Source organism: Saliphagus sp. GCM10025334 (genome assembly GCF_042663485.1).
In the GTDB taxonomy this organism is placed as follows: domain Archaea; phylum Halobacteriota; class Halobacteria; order Halobacteriales; family Natrialbaceae; genus Natronosalvus.
The window spans coordinates 63244-77738 of the sequence record NZ_JBHTAF010000001.1 but is presented as its reverse complement, the minus strand read 5'-3'; the positions used below and the strand labels follow the sequence as shown (position 1 = coordinate 77738).

Genomic DNA, 14495 nt, shown 5'->3' with positions numbered 1-14495 from the left:
TCTCTTGACAACGATTCGGCAGCTCGTCCAGAGTCTGCTGGGTACACTCAAGGGGGAAAGTATGTGATTCGGTAGGCATCTGTTGCTACCCACGCATACGGCACTCGGCGATGGGTATCTACAAAATTTAATCACGCTCGTTCCAGTCGAGGCCAGGCCTACTCAGTCGCCGCCAGCGTAAATCGGAAAGTCGCCCCCTTGCCGGACTCGGAGTCGACCCAGATCTCGCCGCCGTGACGCTCGACGATTCGCTGGCACAGGGCGAGTCCGATCCCCGTCCCCGCGTGCTCGTCGTGGCTGTGAAGACGCTGGAACACCTCGAAGATACGGTCGGTCTCCTCGGAGTCGATGCCGATTCCCTCGTCGCGAACGGAGATTACCCACTCATGACCAGCCTCTTCGGCGTCGACATGGATTCGCGGGGGCTCGTCGCCGCTGTACTCGACCGCATTGCTCAGGAGGTTCTGGAAGACTTGCTGGAGCTGGCGTTCGTCACCCCGCACACGAGGGAGAGAGGCAACTGTGAGTTCGGCATTACTCTCTTCGAATTTTACGTGCAGGTTGTCGATTGCATCGTCAAGGACGTCTTCCAGTGCAACCGGCTCGAGCGGCTCATTCTGCCTGTTGATCCGTGAGTACTCGAGGAGGCCGTCGATCATCTCGCGCATCCGATCGGCCCCGTCAACAGCGAACGAGAGGAATTCTTCACCATCCTCGTCAAGTGCGTCTTCATACCGTCGCTCGAGCAACGAGAGGTAACTCGAGATCATCCGCAGGGGCTCTTTGAGGTCGTGGGAGGCGGCGTAGGCGAACTGTTCGAGACGCTCGTTCGATTCCTCGATTTGTCGACGGTATTCCGTCCGTTCGGTGATGTCCTGTATCAGCAACATCCCCGCGTAGATTTCGTCGTCGCCGTTTCGAACGGGAAGGGTGTGCGCCAGCAGGTGGCGGTCGTGGTACTCCACCTCGAACGTTCGCGAGTCGTCCTCAAACGCGGCGCGGAAGTGAGGTTTGATCTCTTCGACCAGTTCGTCGGGATAGCGCTCGTAGATCGAGGTCCCGACGACCTCGTTTGGTGGGATCTCCAGTTCGCTTAGCAGCTCGCCACCGGCGACAGTGTAGGTGAGGTCCTCGTCGTAGAGACCGACGGCTCCGTTCGGGAAGTTCTTGACGAGCGTCCTGTAGCGACGCTCGCTCTCTGCAAGGGCTCGCTCACGCTCCTTGCGGTCGGTGATATCTCGGACCACCCCGACGCGGTTCTCCTTGCCGTCGGCGGTAAACGATGCGATGGTCACTTCAACGGGGACGCGGTCGCCGTCCGCCGTCTCGACGGTCGTTTCCAACGTCGAATTAGCCGTCTCGTCGCTGGCTATCGCCGCGCGCATTTCCGTTGCCTCCTCGATGGTTGCCTCGTCGATGAGGCGAGTGGCGTGGGACCCGCGTAGCTCCTCGCGAGTGTAGCCGGTCAACGCGGCGAACGCGTCGTTGACCATCGTATACTGCAGGTTGTCATCGGCTACGTAGATGCCGTCGTTGATCGTTTCGACGATGCGTTCGTACGTGGCGAGCTCCCGGGTCCGTTCCTTTCGCCCTGTGACGTCACGGCCGATCCCGGCCAGCACCGGCGTTCCGTCGGGGGCCTCGAGTCTGGTCGCGGCGAACTCGAACGGGATCCGGTCGCCACCTTTGGTCAGGATATCTGCCTTGACTCGAGCACGACCGGTTTCGAACACCTCGGCGACCGCGGCCGCGATCGACTCGTGATCCTCGTCGCTAAAAAACTCCACAGGATGCATCGACCCGATCTCTGCGTCCGAATAGCCAGTCACTTCGGTCAGGGTTTCGTTCCAGCGCTGGAACGTGCCGGATTCGTCGATGACGTAGAACACGTCGTCGACAGCGGCGAAGATGTCGTCGGTGTACTCCTTGTATCGCTCGAGTCGCCGTTCGCGCTTGTGCAGTCGGCGTTCCGTCTCGGCGCGGTCGATCGCCGCGGCGAGGACGTTTGCGATGTTCGTGACGAAAGTAACGTCCCTGTCAGTAAACTCGCGGTGGCTTGTCGTGTGGACCCCAAAGACACCCCACGGATCGTCGACAGTCCCGATAATGACGCTGATACCGCTCACGACGTCGTGTTCGGTCAGCAGCTCAGGGCCGGAAAAGCGCTCATCCGTACGGAGGTCATCGACGATAACCGGCGCTTCGGAAAGCAGGGTATAGCCCGCCTGTGAATCCAGATTGGTGGTGGCGGTCGCTGAACCTACGAGCCCATCGCGCCAGCCGACACCCTGCCTGAGCAAGACAGTATTGTCGTCGGGGCACAGCTCGAGCACTTTCGCGTACTCGGCGTCAAGGGTCTCGGCGACGGCGACCGCGGTGTCGTGCATCAACTGGTCGAGGTCGTTTGTCCGGAGGGCCTGTTGTCCGAGTTCGGCGACGACTTCCTGTTGCCGGACCTGCGGGCCGGATTCCGTACCGGTATCGGAAGTCGAATCCATTTGGAGTGTGTTACTCAGTTGTCAGGGGTAAAGCCTTCTATATTGCTCTGCGAATTCTTCATTAAATCATTTTGATACTACATCACCTTTTTGGATAGCTTTCCGCCATTTTCGTGATGGGAGCCACCGTGTATCTCCTCGGGAAACTGTACGAGTAAGCCGGTAACTCGAGGGTTCCGGTACGTAGATCGGTGACAGAGGACGGCCACCTGGGGAGTGGCCGGGTTATGGTGGTGCGATTTCCGTCCGCTTCGATGCCTAACGGTCTGTATCCTCTGGCATGGAAAGGTATCAGACCGGGCTGACCTCCACCGATGAGTGACAAGGCTGTTGGCCCGTCGTATTCATGCTCGCGCGCTCACGATGTTACGGCCTCAATTCAGTACGGAGAAGCAGTTTTACTCACGTAGCTAACGTCCGCTGCACGTCGATCGCTCGAAAATAGAAGTGTTGTAGCCGCTACGTGCGGTTTGAATTTTCGGGAATACGTTATCGCCGACCTATGGACGCGACACTGTTTCCGGAGGTGTTCGGAGTGGTGAAACTGGGTCATCGGAACCGATCTTCACTTTTGGGCTGGGATACCGTCATCTCGAGTTTTGATCGAGGTTGAGCCCATGTATCGACCGCCGAATAAACGTCGATAGCCACAGAAGTGGACAACATGCGTCATCCGCCTTCTGCAGTTGCCAGGCCTCCCTACAGCAAGTGCCGTTAATGGGCAAGGTAATCTTGTGGCGCAAAGAACGCACGCCACGCTCAAGGTCTGGTTAATGGGTTGAAAACGGGCATCTCGTGCCATCTACCGTCCTGTTGATGGCAGTGGAACCAGGATAGCACAGACTGGTGAGTTTGGGTAGGGCGGGCCGACGCGGCCAATACGGTTACGTTCACTGAGACCAATTCTCTAACAGCGCGGGGGAGGGGGTTAGTCGTTGCCAACGTCGCCCTCATAGTCAACCAGCTACCACATCATTGTTTCCTCCGCGCTATTCCTATCCACTGGCTCTGTTGAAATCCTTGACCGATGATAGGTATCTGTGGCCGTGCTGAATACACAGCGCAAATGTGGCACAGGCTGAGAGTTGATTTACGAAGACCTGTGATCGCTCAGTACAGGAGGCACACATACCGATGTAGCTTTCATTTATTCGACTCTTGTCAGGATTACCGTGCAAGAGTTACGTCCGAAAGCGTATTCCCGAGGATCTGGTTGATCCCGCGCCGAAGGCGAGACGCAACGGCTTGGTGTGTGATGCCGAGTTCATCACCGAGTTCCTCCGTGGTCACCTCGCGGGGAGATTCGAAGTAGCCACGGTCATAGGCGAGTACCAGTGCCTCCTGCTGCGTGTCGGTGAGCGCTGCCCGGGTGCCCGTCTCGACCGGTGTGAGTGCGTACAACTCAGTCAGTGTGATCGGGATGTCTAACTCCCGACAACGAGACTGGAAGGCCGAAATGTCATATTGATCATCTCCACGGATCTCAAACGTCCACCGCAGATTCGAGCCCGTCGCCTTGATGAGCGCAATCTCAGTCTCAGTCAGTACAGTCAGCACATCGTCATAATCGAGCGACCATTCAACGCGCAGTAGAAACTCGTCCTCGACGGAATCGACGAATTGGATTTGTTTCACGCCCGGGTGGTCGGTAAATGCCCCCTCAATATCATCGACATCTGTTCCTCGGACCCAGAAGTACGGAATCACCACGTCCCGTACGGGAATGATCCGCTCGAGTCTGACTGACACATCCTGTAATTGTTCGAATATTCTTCCCAAGGGGAATTGGTCAGACGGCACCCTGAACGTCGCCTCAGTAGTCATAACCGGATTGATGCGTTCTGTACGGAGAGGACCGGTGCCAGTACACCCTCCATGGTGAGCTGTTCGAAGTACTGTCCTGCCCGACACGTGTGTCTCCTTTACCTAACATGTGTACCCGAGATCGTGTTCTCATTCCGTGGCATTGATGAACTCATCGAGCGGTTCCGTAAGTTCGTCAACCTGTTCGCCGTCCTCTTCCGTCGAGTACCGAACGATGATGACGTCCTTTTGCTCGGTGTGACGTGCTGCATCGACTTGGTGAATTCCCCGCCATATCCCGGTCACTTCGACGAGACCGAAGTCGTCATGTTCGTAGGTTTCATCCCGTTTGACTACTCGATCCGACTGGGAGCCCGGTAGGTCGTCCGAGTCACCCATACGAACCAGCCCTATCTAGAGCGTCGTCCAGGTACGTCTGATCAGTACTGGTTGAGTTCTCAACCATAGGTGATCTCCCGTTTCTCTCCATCGAATCGTACCTCGTGCTCGTCGATGATGGTACACTCATAACCATCATTCCAACTACGCGTTCTCCGTCGGTTTGGCCTCGATGACTCCCTCGCTGAATACAGTCACCTCAAAACCTTCATACGAAAATGAGAGGCAGCCATTTCTCTGCCCTCCGTTGGCTGTCGAGGAAAATAATTCATCGAGCGCATTAGTATTAATCTCGGAGTGGAGTGGTGGTAATTCGAGGGGATCTCGTTGGGCAACAGCTGCTATCGCCGCGACAATTGCTAGACTCGGCTGCTCATGGCTACTGTCGTACTTCGCTTGGTAGACACCATCATCACCGACGAATTTGATAGTTTCCATTGAAGGAACGATTTCGCCGGTGGCCACTGACTTATTGGAGAATTCCATCACCAGAATAGACGCGCTCCACTGGGATGACGCTGGATTTTGCTCCCGCAATACGTATTTAAGCAGCGTCTGTGCTGGTCACTCTTGAGGCGTTATCAACGTACTCGCCACAAGCCGTCGAATGCCACGCTGTAACCGCGATGAGACCGCCTGCCTGGTGATCTCAAGCTCCTCCGCGAGATCGTCCTGCGTCGCATCTCGTGGCGAATCGAAGTACCCGCGAGAATACGCCATCACTAATGCTGTCCGTTGTCCCTCTGTCAGATCGTACTCCCGATCGGATTTGAGTGATGAGAGTGCATGGAGCTGGGTGAGCTCAAGGGGGATATCATGTTCTCGACAGTATGTCTGGAAATCCGATATTTCTTGTTGTTCATCGGCGCGAATTTCAAATGTCCACGTTTCTGCATCTCCTATCCCGGAAAGGAGATTGACCTCCGAGTTGGTGATTGCCGTGAGAACACTTTCATGATCGAGGTTCCACTCAATCCGAACAAACATCTGCTCCTCGAGTTCATCAATTATCTTCAACGAGCTAATCCCGATATCGTCACTCAAATCGGTTGTGAGGTCACTGGTGTCCTCGGCATAAATCCAGAAGTAGGGAATTATAGCCTCGCTCGTGGGAACAATCCGATCCAGTTCGATAGTGGCATCGGCCAATTGATTGAAAACGGCACTCAGCGGGAAGTCTTCCTGGTCGATGGTGAATGAGGCTTCTATGGCCATAGACACGAATAGCGATGCGTCCCTTTGAGTTGCTCGTTGACTCTTTACCGGCCAAGTACTGCACAGGGGAAACTCTCTTCGGTCAAACGAATCTAACGGGTCTATGACGGGGCTTGAACTTGATGAGGTCGATCGCTCAATCCTTCACGAGTTCAAGAGGACGCACGCACGACTACTGCCGAAGAGATGGGCGAGGAGGCAGGTGTCTCCGCCAGCACCATACGCAACCGAATCGAGCGGTTGGAGGTTGCGGGTGTGATCGAAGGATACCACCCACACATCGATTACGAGGCGGCGAACTACCAACTCCACATCTTTGTCATTAGTCGGGTGCCGCCTGACGAGCGTGCAGAACTCGCCGAAGAAGCGTTGGAAATCGTCGGTACGGTCACTGTCCGTGAGATGTTGACTGGAGCAAACAACCTTCACATCGAGGCTATCGCTGAAGATTCCGATGCAGTAGATACCGTAACCGGGGAGATAACGGATCTTGGCCTTGAAATCGTCACTACGGAGATTGTGAAGGAAGAACACGTTCAACCGTTCAATCATTTCGGTCCGGCTCCCAGCACCGACGAAGTCGAAGAATAGTTCTCACCACCGATCTTCAATCAAATGGGATCGACTGTTCAAACCAGAGTGGTTTCCGCGATACGCTGTGGAAATCTCGGCATTTTGTGCTGAGCCACCCGTAATGCGCTTTGCCATATGACCCTTTACTGTATATGTGACTACGAATTCCCCAACTGAGCAAGGCGGCTCGGATCCCCGTTCCAACGGTCTATCGCACGATACGGTCTTTACGTTGCTTTCTCACCGCCACCGTCGTGCAGTCCTCGTTTTGCTCCTCGCCCAGGATCGGGAATTGACACTCCGGGATCTCCGCAATGAGATCGTTGAACGGGAACACGGCACCGAGATAACGGAGCTTGACAACGAGCAAGTCAAACAAACGCTGGTGTCGCTCCACCACGTCCACATTCCGAAACTGGCCGAGGCTGACATTGTCACCTACGATCGAGAACGGATGATCGTGGAACCGACGGAAAAGCTTGAGCAGATAGAGCCCTTCCTTTCGTGCGCCTCTGAAATTTGAGCTACTAATCCGACGAATTCGGCGTGAAACAAACAAGGATGTCGTGCTGAACTTATACTCTGTATCTCGCACACCGCTTCTGGCAACAACTTGGTAGTTCGTTGAATCTCTGCAAGATACACAGCGCGAATGCAGAATGTGGTGAGAGTCAATCAACGAGGAGTGGTGATTGACCAGTACAGGCGTTGTAGTGAACGAATTTGCACCCTACTATCGTCACCACACCGGAACGTCTCGCGAAAACCCCTGGACAGTCGTCTATGCGTTAGCGTGACCGCCGAGTTCCAGATACGGCGCAACTACCGTTCGCCCGACCGCTAATTCCACCTGTTCCTCGTCCGGGCTGTATCGAACGAGTCCCGCATCATGGAGGTGCGGCAGGTGACAGTGCGCCAAGTCGGTGAGAACGCGCTCGTACCGTTCGTTCGTCGGCTCGCCTTCCTGGATCGCGATGTACTCAGCTAGATCGCCGAGCGGGATGGCCGCCGGTTTTTGCACCAGATATGCCACTACGTGCTGTCGACGGTCGTGGGAAAAGGCCGTAAACAGTTGCGTCGGGGTGATATCGCGGCGCTCATCGTCGGGCTGGTTCGGGTCTCCGGTTAGTGCTGTCATGGTTATCTGCTGGTACTGTACCTACACGGCGTTCTATCCAACACATCATCGCGCGCCAACTTCAGCAGAGTACGTCTGGCACTACATGCATTAGGAACCCTCATATATCTTCTTGTTCCCACAAAGTGCTAGAAAACTAACATACTGTATATGCTGTCGATCGGCTCGGGTTATCTATTCAATTTCCTGATCACTCTTCGAGCAGTGATGGATCGTATGTCCGCTCAGCGGGCGGCACTTTTTCGATCGTGACTCGCCAATTCGGGGCATCGGAAACAGGCCCGGGAAACTCCCACGTATGTTCAACGGCGGCTCCACGGCCATACGCCGAGATGATCAGGTCCTTGAGTTCGTGTTCGAATGCGGCCGATGCGTCAGTGGAGGATGTTGAGGGGTGATTGGCTTCCATGATGGATAGAGGCGTCAGGGCGGTGATCACGCTCGGAACGCTCACAGTATTCATGCATGGGACATAGATAACGATGTCGTTCAGCGATTACGTTCACAAGACTCTGATGAACTCTTCTTTCTTAGACAGCAGCTCTAGTGAAACTATCGCCCACTACGCACCTCTATACAACAATTGAATCACAGGAATCGGGATGAAAGAAAGGGGGTTCCTTGATGAATACAGCCTCTGTATCTCGCACGACGGTCTTGACTGTATTCTGGTAAGACGTTCAGACAATGCTGAATACACAGCGCGAGTGTGGCACGAGATCTGACTCAATTTGTGATGGGGAGGATCGCTCAATACAGGTGAAGGCGTTACCGGAACAACTATCTATTCAGATAGTATCCGTCAGTACTCGCATTACATATAACTATTTTAGAGACTGAATTTTTCTTCTCTGAAATCAACAGAATCAAATATCCAGTAACTATGCAAAATTCTCCACGTTTTATGAGGAACCTTGGAATCCGTCATGAAGTGAGTTAAGTGAGGAAAGATTATATATCTGACCAATCTCTTTTTCTCCTATCGCCTGTTACCATTTTGTATGCTTATCGTGGAGTATTGGACAGATTTACCTTTATTGAAAAATGCTTTTGAACGCGCCCCAGACATGATTGTGTATCCTGAAGAAGGGTATATTGACGAGACTGCTCACTACATTTTCTGGGCTGAGGGCGGTGATTTCAATGCCTTTGAAGAGGGCCTTGATACCGACCCGACGGTCACCAATCCAAAAACACTGACCGAATTGGAAACGCGTCGGCTGTACCGGGCCACATCCACTGAACAGGAAGGAGGCACAGGAACACTCCAAGTGTGGCGTGACCTTAACCTTGTTATGCTTGGAGGAGAAGGAACTCATGAAGGTTGGACGCTTCGAATGCGGTTTCCTGACCGGGAGGCGCTTACCCAATATCACAGGTTCTTCCAGGAGCAGGGGTGGCCTTTCCGCCTCCAATCGATTTATCGTGAGTCCGAAGCACAGAATGATGTTGATGCGTTGTTAACGGACAAACAGAAAGAGGCTCTTGTCGCTGCTTATGAGGCCGGACATTTCGATACTCCTCAGACTGCGTCGCAGACCGACGTTGCAGCAAAGTTAGGTGTCTCTCCTCAGGCACTATCTGAACGGCTCCAGCGAGGGATACGAACTCTCATTGAGGCGGCAGACATCGCTCCATAGAACTTAAACCCCAGAATATATCCCCACTGAAGCGATGGGACTGCGGGTGTTATTTCTCTATACTGATGGCAACTCAAACGACGACCTACGAAGCGGTTGGGGCGCCACGGTGTCGTGCAGTTTGTCAGTACTTGGCAGCTACTGAGAGCACCATGGTGACGCTTGAGGAGGTAGCGACGCACGTTGCCACGGACGAACAGACTGAAAGCGATAGCTCCGTAGCAGATAGGGGATTTTACCAGCGCATTCTTATCGAACTCCACCATCGACATCTTCCGAAACTGGCCGATGCAGCCGTACTACAGTATGATGTCGACCAAAAAACAATATATGTAGAATCGGAACTACCGGCAGCTATCGAACTCATTAAGATTATGCAGAAACCCACTGAAAATGCAACCCCGAACCCATAAACGCTCTATCTGCATACATCTTCAGTGACCGACACGCGTTTTGTATGTAGCAGAACCCTGTAGATATTAATTACACTTGATAGAACGGTCAGCGGTCACTATGCACGTGTATCGAGCGGCTAGTTCGCCAATTTCGGCGTGAAACAAACGAAGGCACTGTGCTGAACTTATGCTCTGTATTCAACACGCCACTTTTGACAGCGCTTCGGTAGTTCGATCACGATCTGCTGAATACAGGGCGCGAATGTGGCAGGGGTTGATGGCCGATCAGGTGGAAGGGGGATTGGTCAATACAGGCAAAGCAGGTAAACGGAAAAATACTCGAGTCTGCCATAGATGTCGAGAACACCATCTGATTCAAGGCTGGATTGTACACCTGTAGGTCCATCTACCAGTCAATCGGTTCCAGACTAACCATCGTTACACGGCAAACCGCTTTGAGTTACTTCAGTTGCGTATTTCTGAGAGTCTTCACGGCTCAAAAGTTTGCATCACGTTTCAGTCTCGTTGTTGTGATGAATGGTTTAAGGAACTCGTCGTGGCCAGACGCGTTTGATGGCACGAGAGACATCACGGCGGCGAGTTCTTCAGATAACCGGCGGAGCGCTTCTAATCGGATTGGGAAGTGCGTCTGCAAGTGCACAGGAGGACGATGAAGCTCTCGAGCCCGATACACAGATTGTGCTCGAAGCCCTGACCGAAGGCTGGGTCGGCGTCGAGCCGGACGAAATTGCGGACGAAGAGAATCCGACACTCACGCTACAAGAGGGTGAATCGTATGAAATCGGCTGGGAAGAAGGCGACGGCCAGCCCCACAATATCGAACTCGTTGACGAGGACGATGATGTCGTCGAAGACTATGAGACTGAAGAAGCAACCGAAGGTGGCGAGGATCAGTTCATCGAGTTCGACGCGACCGATGAAATCGTCGAGTACGTCTGCCGGGTCCATCCCGAGACGATGCGCGGTGAAATCGAAATCCAGTAAATGTTGCGCAGAACACTGAAACGACGAATCATCAGCGCGACGGTGAAGCCTTCGTAGCACTTCTGCCGACTGACCGTCGAATCCTCTTTCGCTGAAATCGCCGGTAATTAGCAGAGGTATCAACGCTACGTTCGCACGTATAGTGAGCAGGTGGTTCACCAGTTCCAGGGTGAAAGAAGCGAAATTATTGTGCTAAACTCATCCTCTCTATCCAACACGCCGATCTTGTCAGTGGTTCGGTAATTCGATCAGGTCTTGCTAAATAGAGTGCGCGTATCTACCATCGTGGTTTGGAAAGATCGACCAGCATCTCACTCCCTGGATACGCTGATATCGGTCAGCTCTCCACCACATTCCGGACACGTGCCTGGCTGGTGCTCGGCTTGTATCCGGTGACCGCAATTGCTACATTCATAGGTCTTTCTCGCAGGCTCTTCGCCTCCCGAATCGGGATCAGTGTCTCGATCCGCCATATGACGAAATACGACCCGCAGCCGATTATAGGTCACGCTGCGCTATACGAAACACTTCAACTGGGAACACAGTTGCCCGCTACGCTTTCACAGCGACAGCTCTACCCGACCAACAATCTACTTCGTAAGAGCGCAAAACAAAATCTCCATGTCCCACCTATGATTATCCACTGGGTGATTAAATCAGTCGAATGGGTTATCTCCCTCAAAGACGGCATCATCCCGGACATTCGGTGCGCCGACAGCGAAAATTTCTGATGGCTCAAGAGCGGTAATCTGTCGCCATGGGCCGGGGTCGATAACAACGAAGTCGTTCGCTTCAACCTCGAACTCGTCTCCATTAACTTCAATTCGACAACGACCTGTAACAACGAAGAACAGTTCCTCCTGTTCACGCTGGCTATGTCGTGGAACGGCCTGCCCTTCGTCGTAGTAGAAATAGTTGAAGCGCGATTCGCGCGGGCGTGGCTCATTACGAGCGCGCAGTTCATACCCGAGGGCCTTCACAACTGGAATCGAATCATGGGTTGTGTGTTCTTCAGCTTCATCTAGGCTGATCACAGAGTACATGTCTGAGGTCATTTTGAGGGGGACCTCACATTCGAGGACCACATATTAGTAGTCCGCTCTTGTGACGGAGGTTGGCGAAAGCGACAGTGACGCCTGATCCGGAAGAGTAGATACACTTGTTCAACGGTGAACGCGTCGTACTAACCTCGACCAGATCGCGGTCACTGTGGTCAAGAAACCACCAGCGGGCTCTCCCCCAACAATGTACTTCACAAGAGCGATTAACAATATACCAGATGGCTGACTTGCAATTCAAACCGACGAGATCGCTGAGGACCTCGATATTCATCGGAATTCAGCTCGGTATCTATTGAATAAACCTCAGGAGGACGGTCTCGTTCGGAAAGAGGAGATCGGCGATGCGTTCGTTTGGTGGTCGAAGTATTTTTGAGCTATAGTATTTCGATTTGGTGTTGAACAACTGGCCTTGTTGAAACCCTCTGTCAGAGATATGTTTCAGCAAGCGTGCTGAATACAAAGCGCGACTGTGGCATTGACTGAGGAGCGATCAACACGGAAGGTCAAACGCTCAGTACAGCGAATATACGTAGCAGGCTATTCAGATACTATCAAGGCGAAAAAAGGAGGGACCTGTACTAGAGTTCATCTTCCATGTCGGCCACAAGACGGACCATCGTCTCCAACTTCGGAAACCCTCGATACCGAACGGTGGAACTGCGTTCATCATGCTCGATAATTCCAGCTTCTTCCAGTTTTGGCAACGTAACATGCTGGAGGGCGATGATTGCCTGCTCTCGAGTGTCGATGGTATCGTCGTGCTCGCAACTGTACGTGATGAGGGCTTCGTACGACGCCACAGTGAGCGTTGATTCCTGAAAGTAGTAGAGGACCGAGCGACACCGCTCATCTGCAAGCCCAGAACACACCTCACCAACGGCGATATTCTCGTGTGAGCAAGTGGACTCATCGTTATTGGTAGCAGGCGGCATACGACACGTACAAGTCTTAGGCGTGAGAGTGTGTGTCTTGACCGGTCTGGTTATTTTTATACCACCTGCTCCCAGTCAGTCGGAATCGGCCACTGACGAGAGCAACACAGAGTGAAGTACCTTCTCGTTGCCCCGACGGATGCGGTCTGACAGTGCCTGCTTCGAGAGGCTCAGCTCGTCCGCCAACTCGTCGAGGGAGGTTTCACGTGGCGTGCCGAAATAGCCCCATTGGAGGGCGAGGACGAGCGCTTCGCGTTGTTTCTGCGAGAGATTTAACTGGTGGCCACTGTCGGTCGTCTCTCGTAACGTGTAGGTACGCTCAATGACGAGTGGGAGGTCGTGAGTAGTGCAGTAGTTATGAAATCGTGAGAGGGCATCGTGATTGGTAAAGCGAAGTCGAAACTCCCACGTGTCACCCCCGTGCGCTTCGAGGACGATTGCGTTCACCCGTGCAATCCCTTCCGTGAGGTCGCCCTCGCGGGGTTCGTTCCATTCGACCCGGTACAGGCCGCTGTCCCCGATTCTGTCGAGAGTGTGGAGTTCTTTGACGTAAGGACTGTCTCGTACCTTCGTTTCGAACGCGTTGAAGCCGGTTCCGGTCGCCCACAGGAACGGCATCTCCATTGACCCTGTCGGGACAATTCGCTCAAGTTCGATGTGCATCTTCGGTGGCCCCGACAGCACCCTGCCGAGTGTAAACGCCTCTGCCTCGATTGTGAACTCTACGATGACGCTCATTACCGTGACTATACACGCACTACACGCGTATGGATTCTCCTGTTTTTGTGGAGAGTTCTAATCCGGAAATGCTCGATAAGTACGTGTAGCGGGTGGTTAGTTCACCTGTTTCGGCGTGAAAGCAAATGAAGTTGTCGTGCTGCACTCATTCTCTGTATCTCGCATGCTCCTACCAACAGAAAATCGATAGCTCGATACATCTCTGCAGGATACAAAGCGCGAATGTGGCACTCGGTTCGGTTCAGTTTGCGTAGGGCGCCGATCGATCAGTCCAGGAGGTGTACTTAGCAGGCGTACCACGAATCGATTGAGTGATCTGATTGTAATGTAACTCCGATATCTTCGCCGTCACAGTCGATGTCCAAATCAGGTGCATACTCCCACGTAGCGGAGTTACCATCTTGAGTGAAAACCGTCACCGTTGACGGAGTCGTTTCGATAGCAGCAGCTGAATCAAGGTGACCGGGTTCAAGTTCGTACACCTGACTAAACAACAGCTCTCCCTCATCGTCTTCTACCCGAACACCTATCATTGTGAGTTCTTCCGTTTGATTCTCAACTATAATTTCAATTGAATCAGCTTCTCCTCTCGTGTCATTAGAGAAGACGAGTTCGCTACATCCCGAAACAGAGATTGAGGCTAATACTCCCGTCAAAGCAAGCACTTTTCGCCGAGAAACGCCTTCAGTATGAGTAGAGGGCGTTGCGGACAATCCGACCATTAATCATCTATTTATCAATACAGAGGTAAATAGTTTCACTCACTGCTTCTGCTCATGTACACAATAGGCATCTGCATGTATCGGTTGTCCGGTCAGAGTGTGTGAAATAAATGGATTCGCCGTACTGAACTCATCTTCTGTATCTCACTCGTCGTTTGTGACTCTTGATGAATAGGTCGAGAGTAATGTGCAAGATACATAGCGCGAATGTGGCAGGAGTTGGTGGCTGATCAGAGGGAGGGGGAGGGTGGGGGGGGGATCGGTCAAAATAGAGGATGTGTACAGCACGATGAGTTCGTTTCTTTCACTTACCCAGAGCAGAACCAACCGATATAGGCGGATGCGGATTCATTGCTGGGGTTCTATCGACCAGCTC

17 protein-coding genes are annotated in these 14495 nt (G+C 53.1%); 5 read left to right on the top strand and 12 right to left on the bottom strand.

The window, feature by feature from the left end; genetic code table 11:
• Positions 1 to 158: 158 nt before the first annotated feature.
• The 5 genes from ACFQO4_RS00400 to ACFQO4_RS00380 all read right to left on the bottom strand — a co-directional run bounded on the left by ACFQO4_RS00400 (position 159) and on the right by ACFQO4_RS00380 (position 5915).
• Positions 159 to 2498 carry a PAS domain S-box protein gene (locus ACFQO4_RS00400; RefSeq protein WP_500259046.1) on the bottom strand — a complete coding sequence of 780 codons (2340 nt, stop codon included), beginning with the start codon at positions 2496 to 2498 and terminating at the stop codon, positions 159 to 161.
• 1167 nt (positions 2499 to 3665) lie between these two features.
• The gene (locus tag ACFQO4_RS00395; RefSeq protein WP_500259045.1) at positions 3666 to 4322 is read right to left on the bottom strand and encodes a helix-turn-helix domain-containing protein; all 657 of its coding nucleotides are present in this window, start codon (positions 4320 to 4322) and stop codon (positions 3666 to 3668) included.
• A gap of 129 nt (positions 4323 to 4451) precedes the next feature.
• Positions 4452 to 4700 (bottom strand): hypothetical protein, encoded by a 249-nt coding sequence (locus ACFQO4_RS00390; protein WP_500259044.1) that lies wholly within the window; start codon positions 4698 to 4700, stop codon positions 4452 to 4454.
• Between the two features lie 144 nt (positions 4701 to 4844).
• On the bottom strand, positions 4845 to 5186 hold the full coding sequence (gene ddfA, locus ACFQO4_RS00385) for a DdfA family disk-determining factor (RefSeq protein ID WP_500259043.1): 342 nt from the start codon (positions 5184 to 5186) through the stop codon (positions 4845 to 4847).
• A gap of 78 nt (positions 5187 to 5264) precedes the next feature.
• Positions 5265 to 5915 (bottom strand): helix-turn-helix domain-containing protein, encoded by a 651-nt coding sequence (locus ACFQO4_RS00380; RefSeq protein WP_500259042.1) that lies wholly within the window; start codon positions 5913 to 5915, stop codon positions 5265 to 5267.
• A gap of 186 nt (positions 5916 to 6101) precedes the next feature.
• On the opposite strand from ACFQO4_RS00380, the gene ACFQO4_RS00375 reads away from it, so the two are divergent.
• Both ACFQO4_RS00375 and ACFQO4_RS00370 read left to right on the top strand, forming a co-directional pair.
• On the top strand, positions 6102 to 6506 hold the full coding sequence (locus ACFQO4_RS00375) for an Lrp/AsnC family transcriptional regulator (RefSeq protein WP_500259041.1): 405 nt from the start codon (positions 6102 to 6104) through the stop codon (positions 6504 to 6506).
• 136 nt (positions 6507 to 6642) lie between these two features.
• Positions 6643 to 7011 carry a DUF7344 domain-containing protein gene (locus ACFQO4_RS00370; RefSeq protein ID WP_500259040.1) on the top strand — a complete coding sequence of 123 codons (369 nt, stop codon included), beginning with the start codon at positions 6643 to 6645 and terminating at the stop codon, positions 7009 to 7011.
• 258 nt (positions 7012 to 7269) lie between these two features.
• Here the strand turns inward: ACFQO4_RS00370 and ACFQO4_RS00365 are convergent, their stop codons facing one another.
• A complete protein-coding gene (locus ACFQO4_RS00365; protein WP_500259039.1) occupies positions 7270 to 7626 on the bottom strand; it encodes a DUF7344 domain-containing protein in 357 nt (118 codons plus the stop codon).
• 190 nt (positions 7627 to 7816) lie between these two features.
• The gene (locus tag ACFQO4_RS00360; RefSeq protein WP_500259038.1) at positions 7817 to 8080 is read right to left on the bottom strand and encodes a hypothetical protein; all 264 of its coding nucleotides are present in this window, start codon (positions 8078 to 8080) and stop codon (positions 7817 to 7819) included.
• Positions 8081 to 8627: 547 nt separating this feature from the next.
• On the opposite strand from ACFQO4_RS00360, the gene ACFQO4_RS00355 reads away from it, so the two are divergent.
• The 3 genes from ACFQO4_RS00355 to ACFQO4_RS00345 all read left to right on the top strand — a co-directional run bounded on the left by ACFQO4_RS00355 (position 8628) and on the right by ACFQO4_RS00345 (position 10666).
• Positions 8628 to 9266: a helix-turn-helix domain-containing protein gene (locus ACFQO4_RS00355; protein ID WP_500259037.1), complete on the top strand. Its 639-nt coding sequence runs from the start codon at positions 8628 to 8630 to the stop codon at positions 9264 to 9266.
• A gap of 65 nt (positions 9267 to 9331) precedes the next feature.
• On the top strand, positions 9332 to 9679 hold the full coding sequence (locus ACFQO4_RS00350; protein ID WP_500259036.1) for a DUF7344 domain-containing protein: 348 nt from the start codon (positions 9332 to 9334) through the stop codon (positions 9677 to 9679).
• 555 nt (positions 9680 to 10234) lie between these two features.
• Positions 10235 to 10666, top strand: a complete 432-nt coding sequence (locus ACFQO4_RS00345; protein ID WP_500259035.1) for a plastocyanin/azurin family copper-binding protein — start codon at positions 10235 to 10237, stop codon at positions 10664 to 10666.
• Between the two features lie 311 nt (positions 10667 to 10977).
• On the opposite strand, the gene ACFQO4_RS00340 is transcribed toward ACFQO4_RS00345, so the two are convergent.
• The 5 genes from ACFQO4_RS00340 to ACFQO4_RS00320 all read right to left on the bottom strand — a co-directional run bounded on the left by ACFQO4_RS00340 (position 10978) and on the right by ACFQO4_RS00320 (position 14119).
• Positions 10978 to 11139 (bottom strand): rubrerythrin-like domain-containing protein, encoded by a 162-nt coding sequence (locus tag ACFQO4_RS00340; protein ID WP_500259034.1) that lies wholly within the window; start codon positions 11137 to 11139, stop codon positions 10978 to 10980.
• 183 nt (positions 11140 to 11322) lie between these two features.
• A complete protein-coding gene (locus ACFQO4_RS00335) occupies positions 11323 to 11721 on the bottom strand; it encodes a cupin domain-containing protein (RefSeq protein WP_500259033.1) in 399 nt (132 codons plus the stop codon).
• A gap of 584 nt (positions 11722 to 12305) precedes the next feature.
• Entirely contained in the window at positions 12306 to 12659 is a 354-nt protein-coding gene (locus tag ACFQO4_RS00330; protein ID WP_500259032.1) for a DUF7344 domain-containing protein, read from the bottom strand.
• Positions 12660 to 12734: 75 nt separating this feature from the next.
• Positions 12735 to 13397 carry a helix-turn-helix domain-containing protein gene (locus ACFQO4_RS00325; protein WP_500259031.1) on the bottom strand — a complete coding sequence of 221 codons (663 nt, stop codon included), beginning with the start codon at positions 13395 to 13397 and terminating at the stop codon, positions 12735 to 12737.
• A 284-nt stretch (positions 13398 to 13681) separates the two neighbouring features.
• The gene (locus tag ACFQO4_RS00320) at positions 13682 to 14119 is read right to left on the bottom strand and encodes a hypothetical protein (RefSeq protein WP_500259030.1); all 438 of its coding nucleotides are present in this window, start codon (positions 14117 to 14119) and stop codon (positions 13682 to 13684) included.
• Between the last annotated feature and the right edge of the window lie 376 nt (positions 14120 to 14495).

Coding starts and splice junctions, on each gene's coding strand:
- ACFQO4_RS00350 (WP_500259036.1), top strand. CDS start 9,332: ATGGCAACTCAAACGACGACCTACGAAGCGGTTGGGGCGCCACGGTGT.
- ACFQO4_RS00345 (WP_500259035.1), top strand. CDS start 10,235: ATGGCACGAGAGACATCACGGCGGCGAGTTCTTCAGATAACCGGCGGA.
- ACFQO4_RS00395 (WP_500259045.1), bottom strand. CDS start 4,322: ATGACTACTGAGGCGACGTTCAGGGTGCCGTCTGACCAATTCCCCTTG.
- ACFQO4_RS00325 (WP_500259031.1), bottom strand. CDS start 13,397: ATGAGCGTCATCGTAGAGTTCACAATCGAGGCAGAGGCGTTTACACTC.
- ACFQO4_RS00340 (WP_500259034.1), bottom strand. CDS start 11,139: ATGGCGGATCGAGACACTGATCCCGATTCGGGAGGCGAAGAGCCTGCG.
- ddfA (WP_500259043.1), bottom strand. CDS start 5,186: ATGGAATTCTCCAATAAGTCAGTGGCCACCGGCGAAATCGTTCCTTCA.
- ACFQO4_RS00390 (WP_500259044.1), bottom strand. CDS start 4,700: ATGGGTGACTCGGACGACCTACCGGGCTCCCAGTCGGATCGAGTAGTC.
- ACFQO4_RS00380 (WP_500259042.1), bottom strand. CDS start 5,915: ATGGCCATAGAAGCCTCATTCACCATCGACCAGGAAGACTTCCCGCTG.
- ACFQO4_RS00320 (WP_500259030.1), bottom strand. CDS start 14,119: ATGGTCGGATTGTCCGCAACGCCCTCTACTCATACTGAAGGCGTTTCT.
- ACFQO4_RS00355 (WP_500259037.1), top strand. CDS start 8,628: ATGCTTATCGTGGAGTATTGGACAGATTTACCTTTATTGAAAAATGCT.
- ACFQO4_RS00335 (WP_500259033.1), bottom strand. CDS start 11,721: ATGACCTCAGACATGTACTCTGTGATCAGCCTAGATGAAGCTGAAGAA.
- ACFQO4_RS00375 (WP_500259041.1), top strand. CDS start 6,102: ATGGGCGAGGAGGCAGGTGTCTCCGCCAGCACCATACGCAACCGAATC.
- ACFQO4_RS00365 (WP_500259039.1), bottom strand. CDS start 7,626: ATGACAGCACTAACCGGAGACCCGAACCAGCCCGACGATGAGCGCCGC.
- ACFQO4_RS00400 (WP_500259046.1), bottom strand. CDS start 2,498: ATGGATTCGACTTCCGATACCGGTACGGAATCCGGCCCGCAGGTCCGG.
- ACFQO4_RS00330 (WP_500259032.1), bottom strand. CDS start 12,659: ATGCCGCCTGCTACCAATAACGATGAGTCCACTTGCTCACACGAGAAT.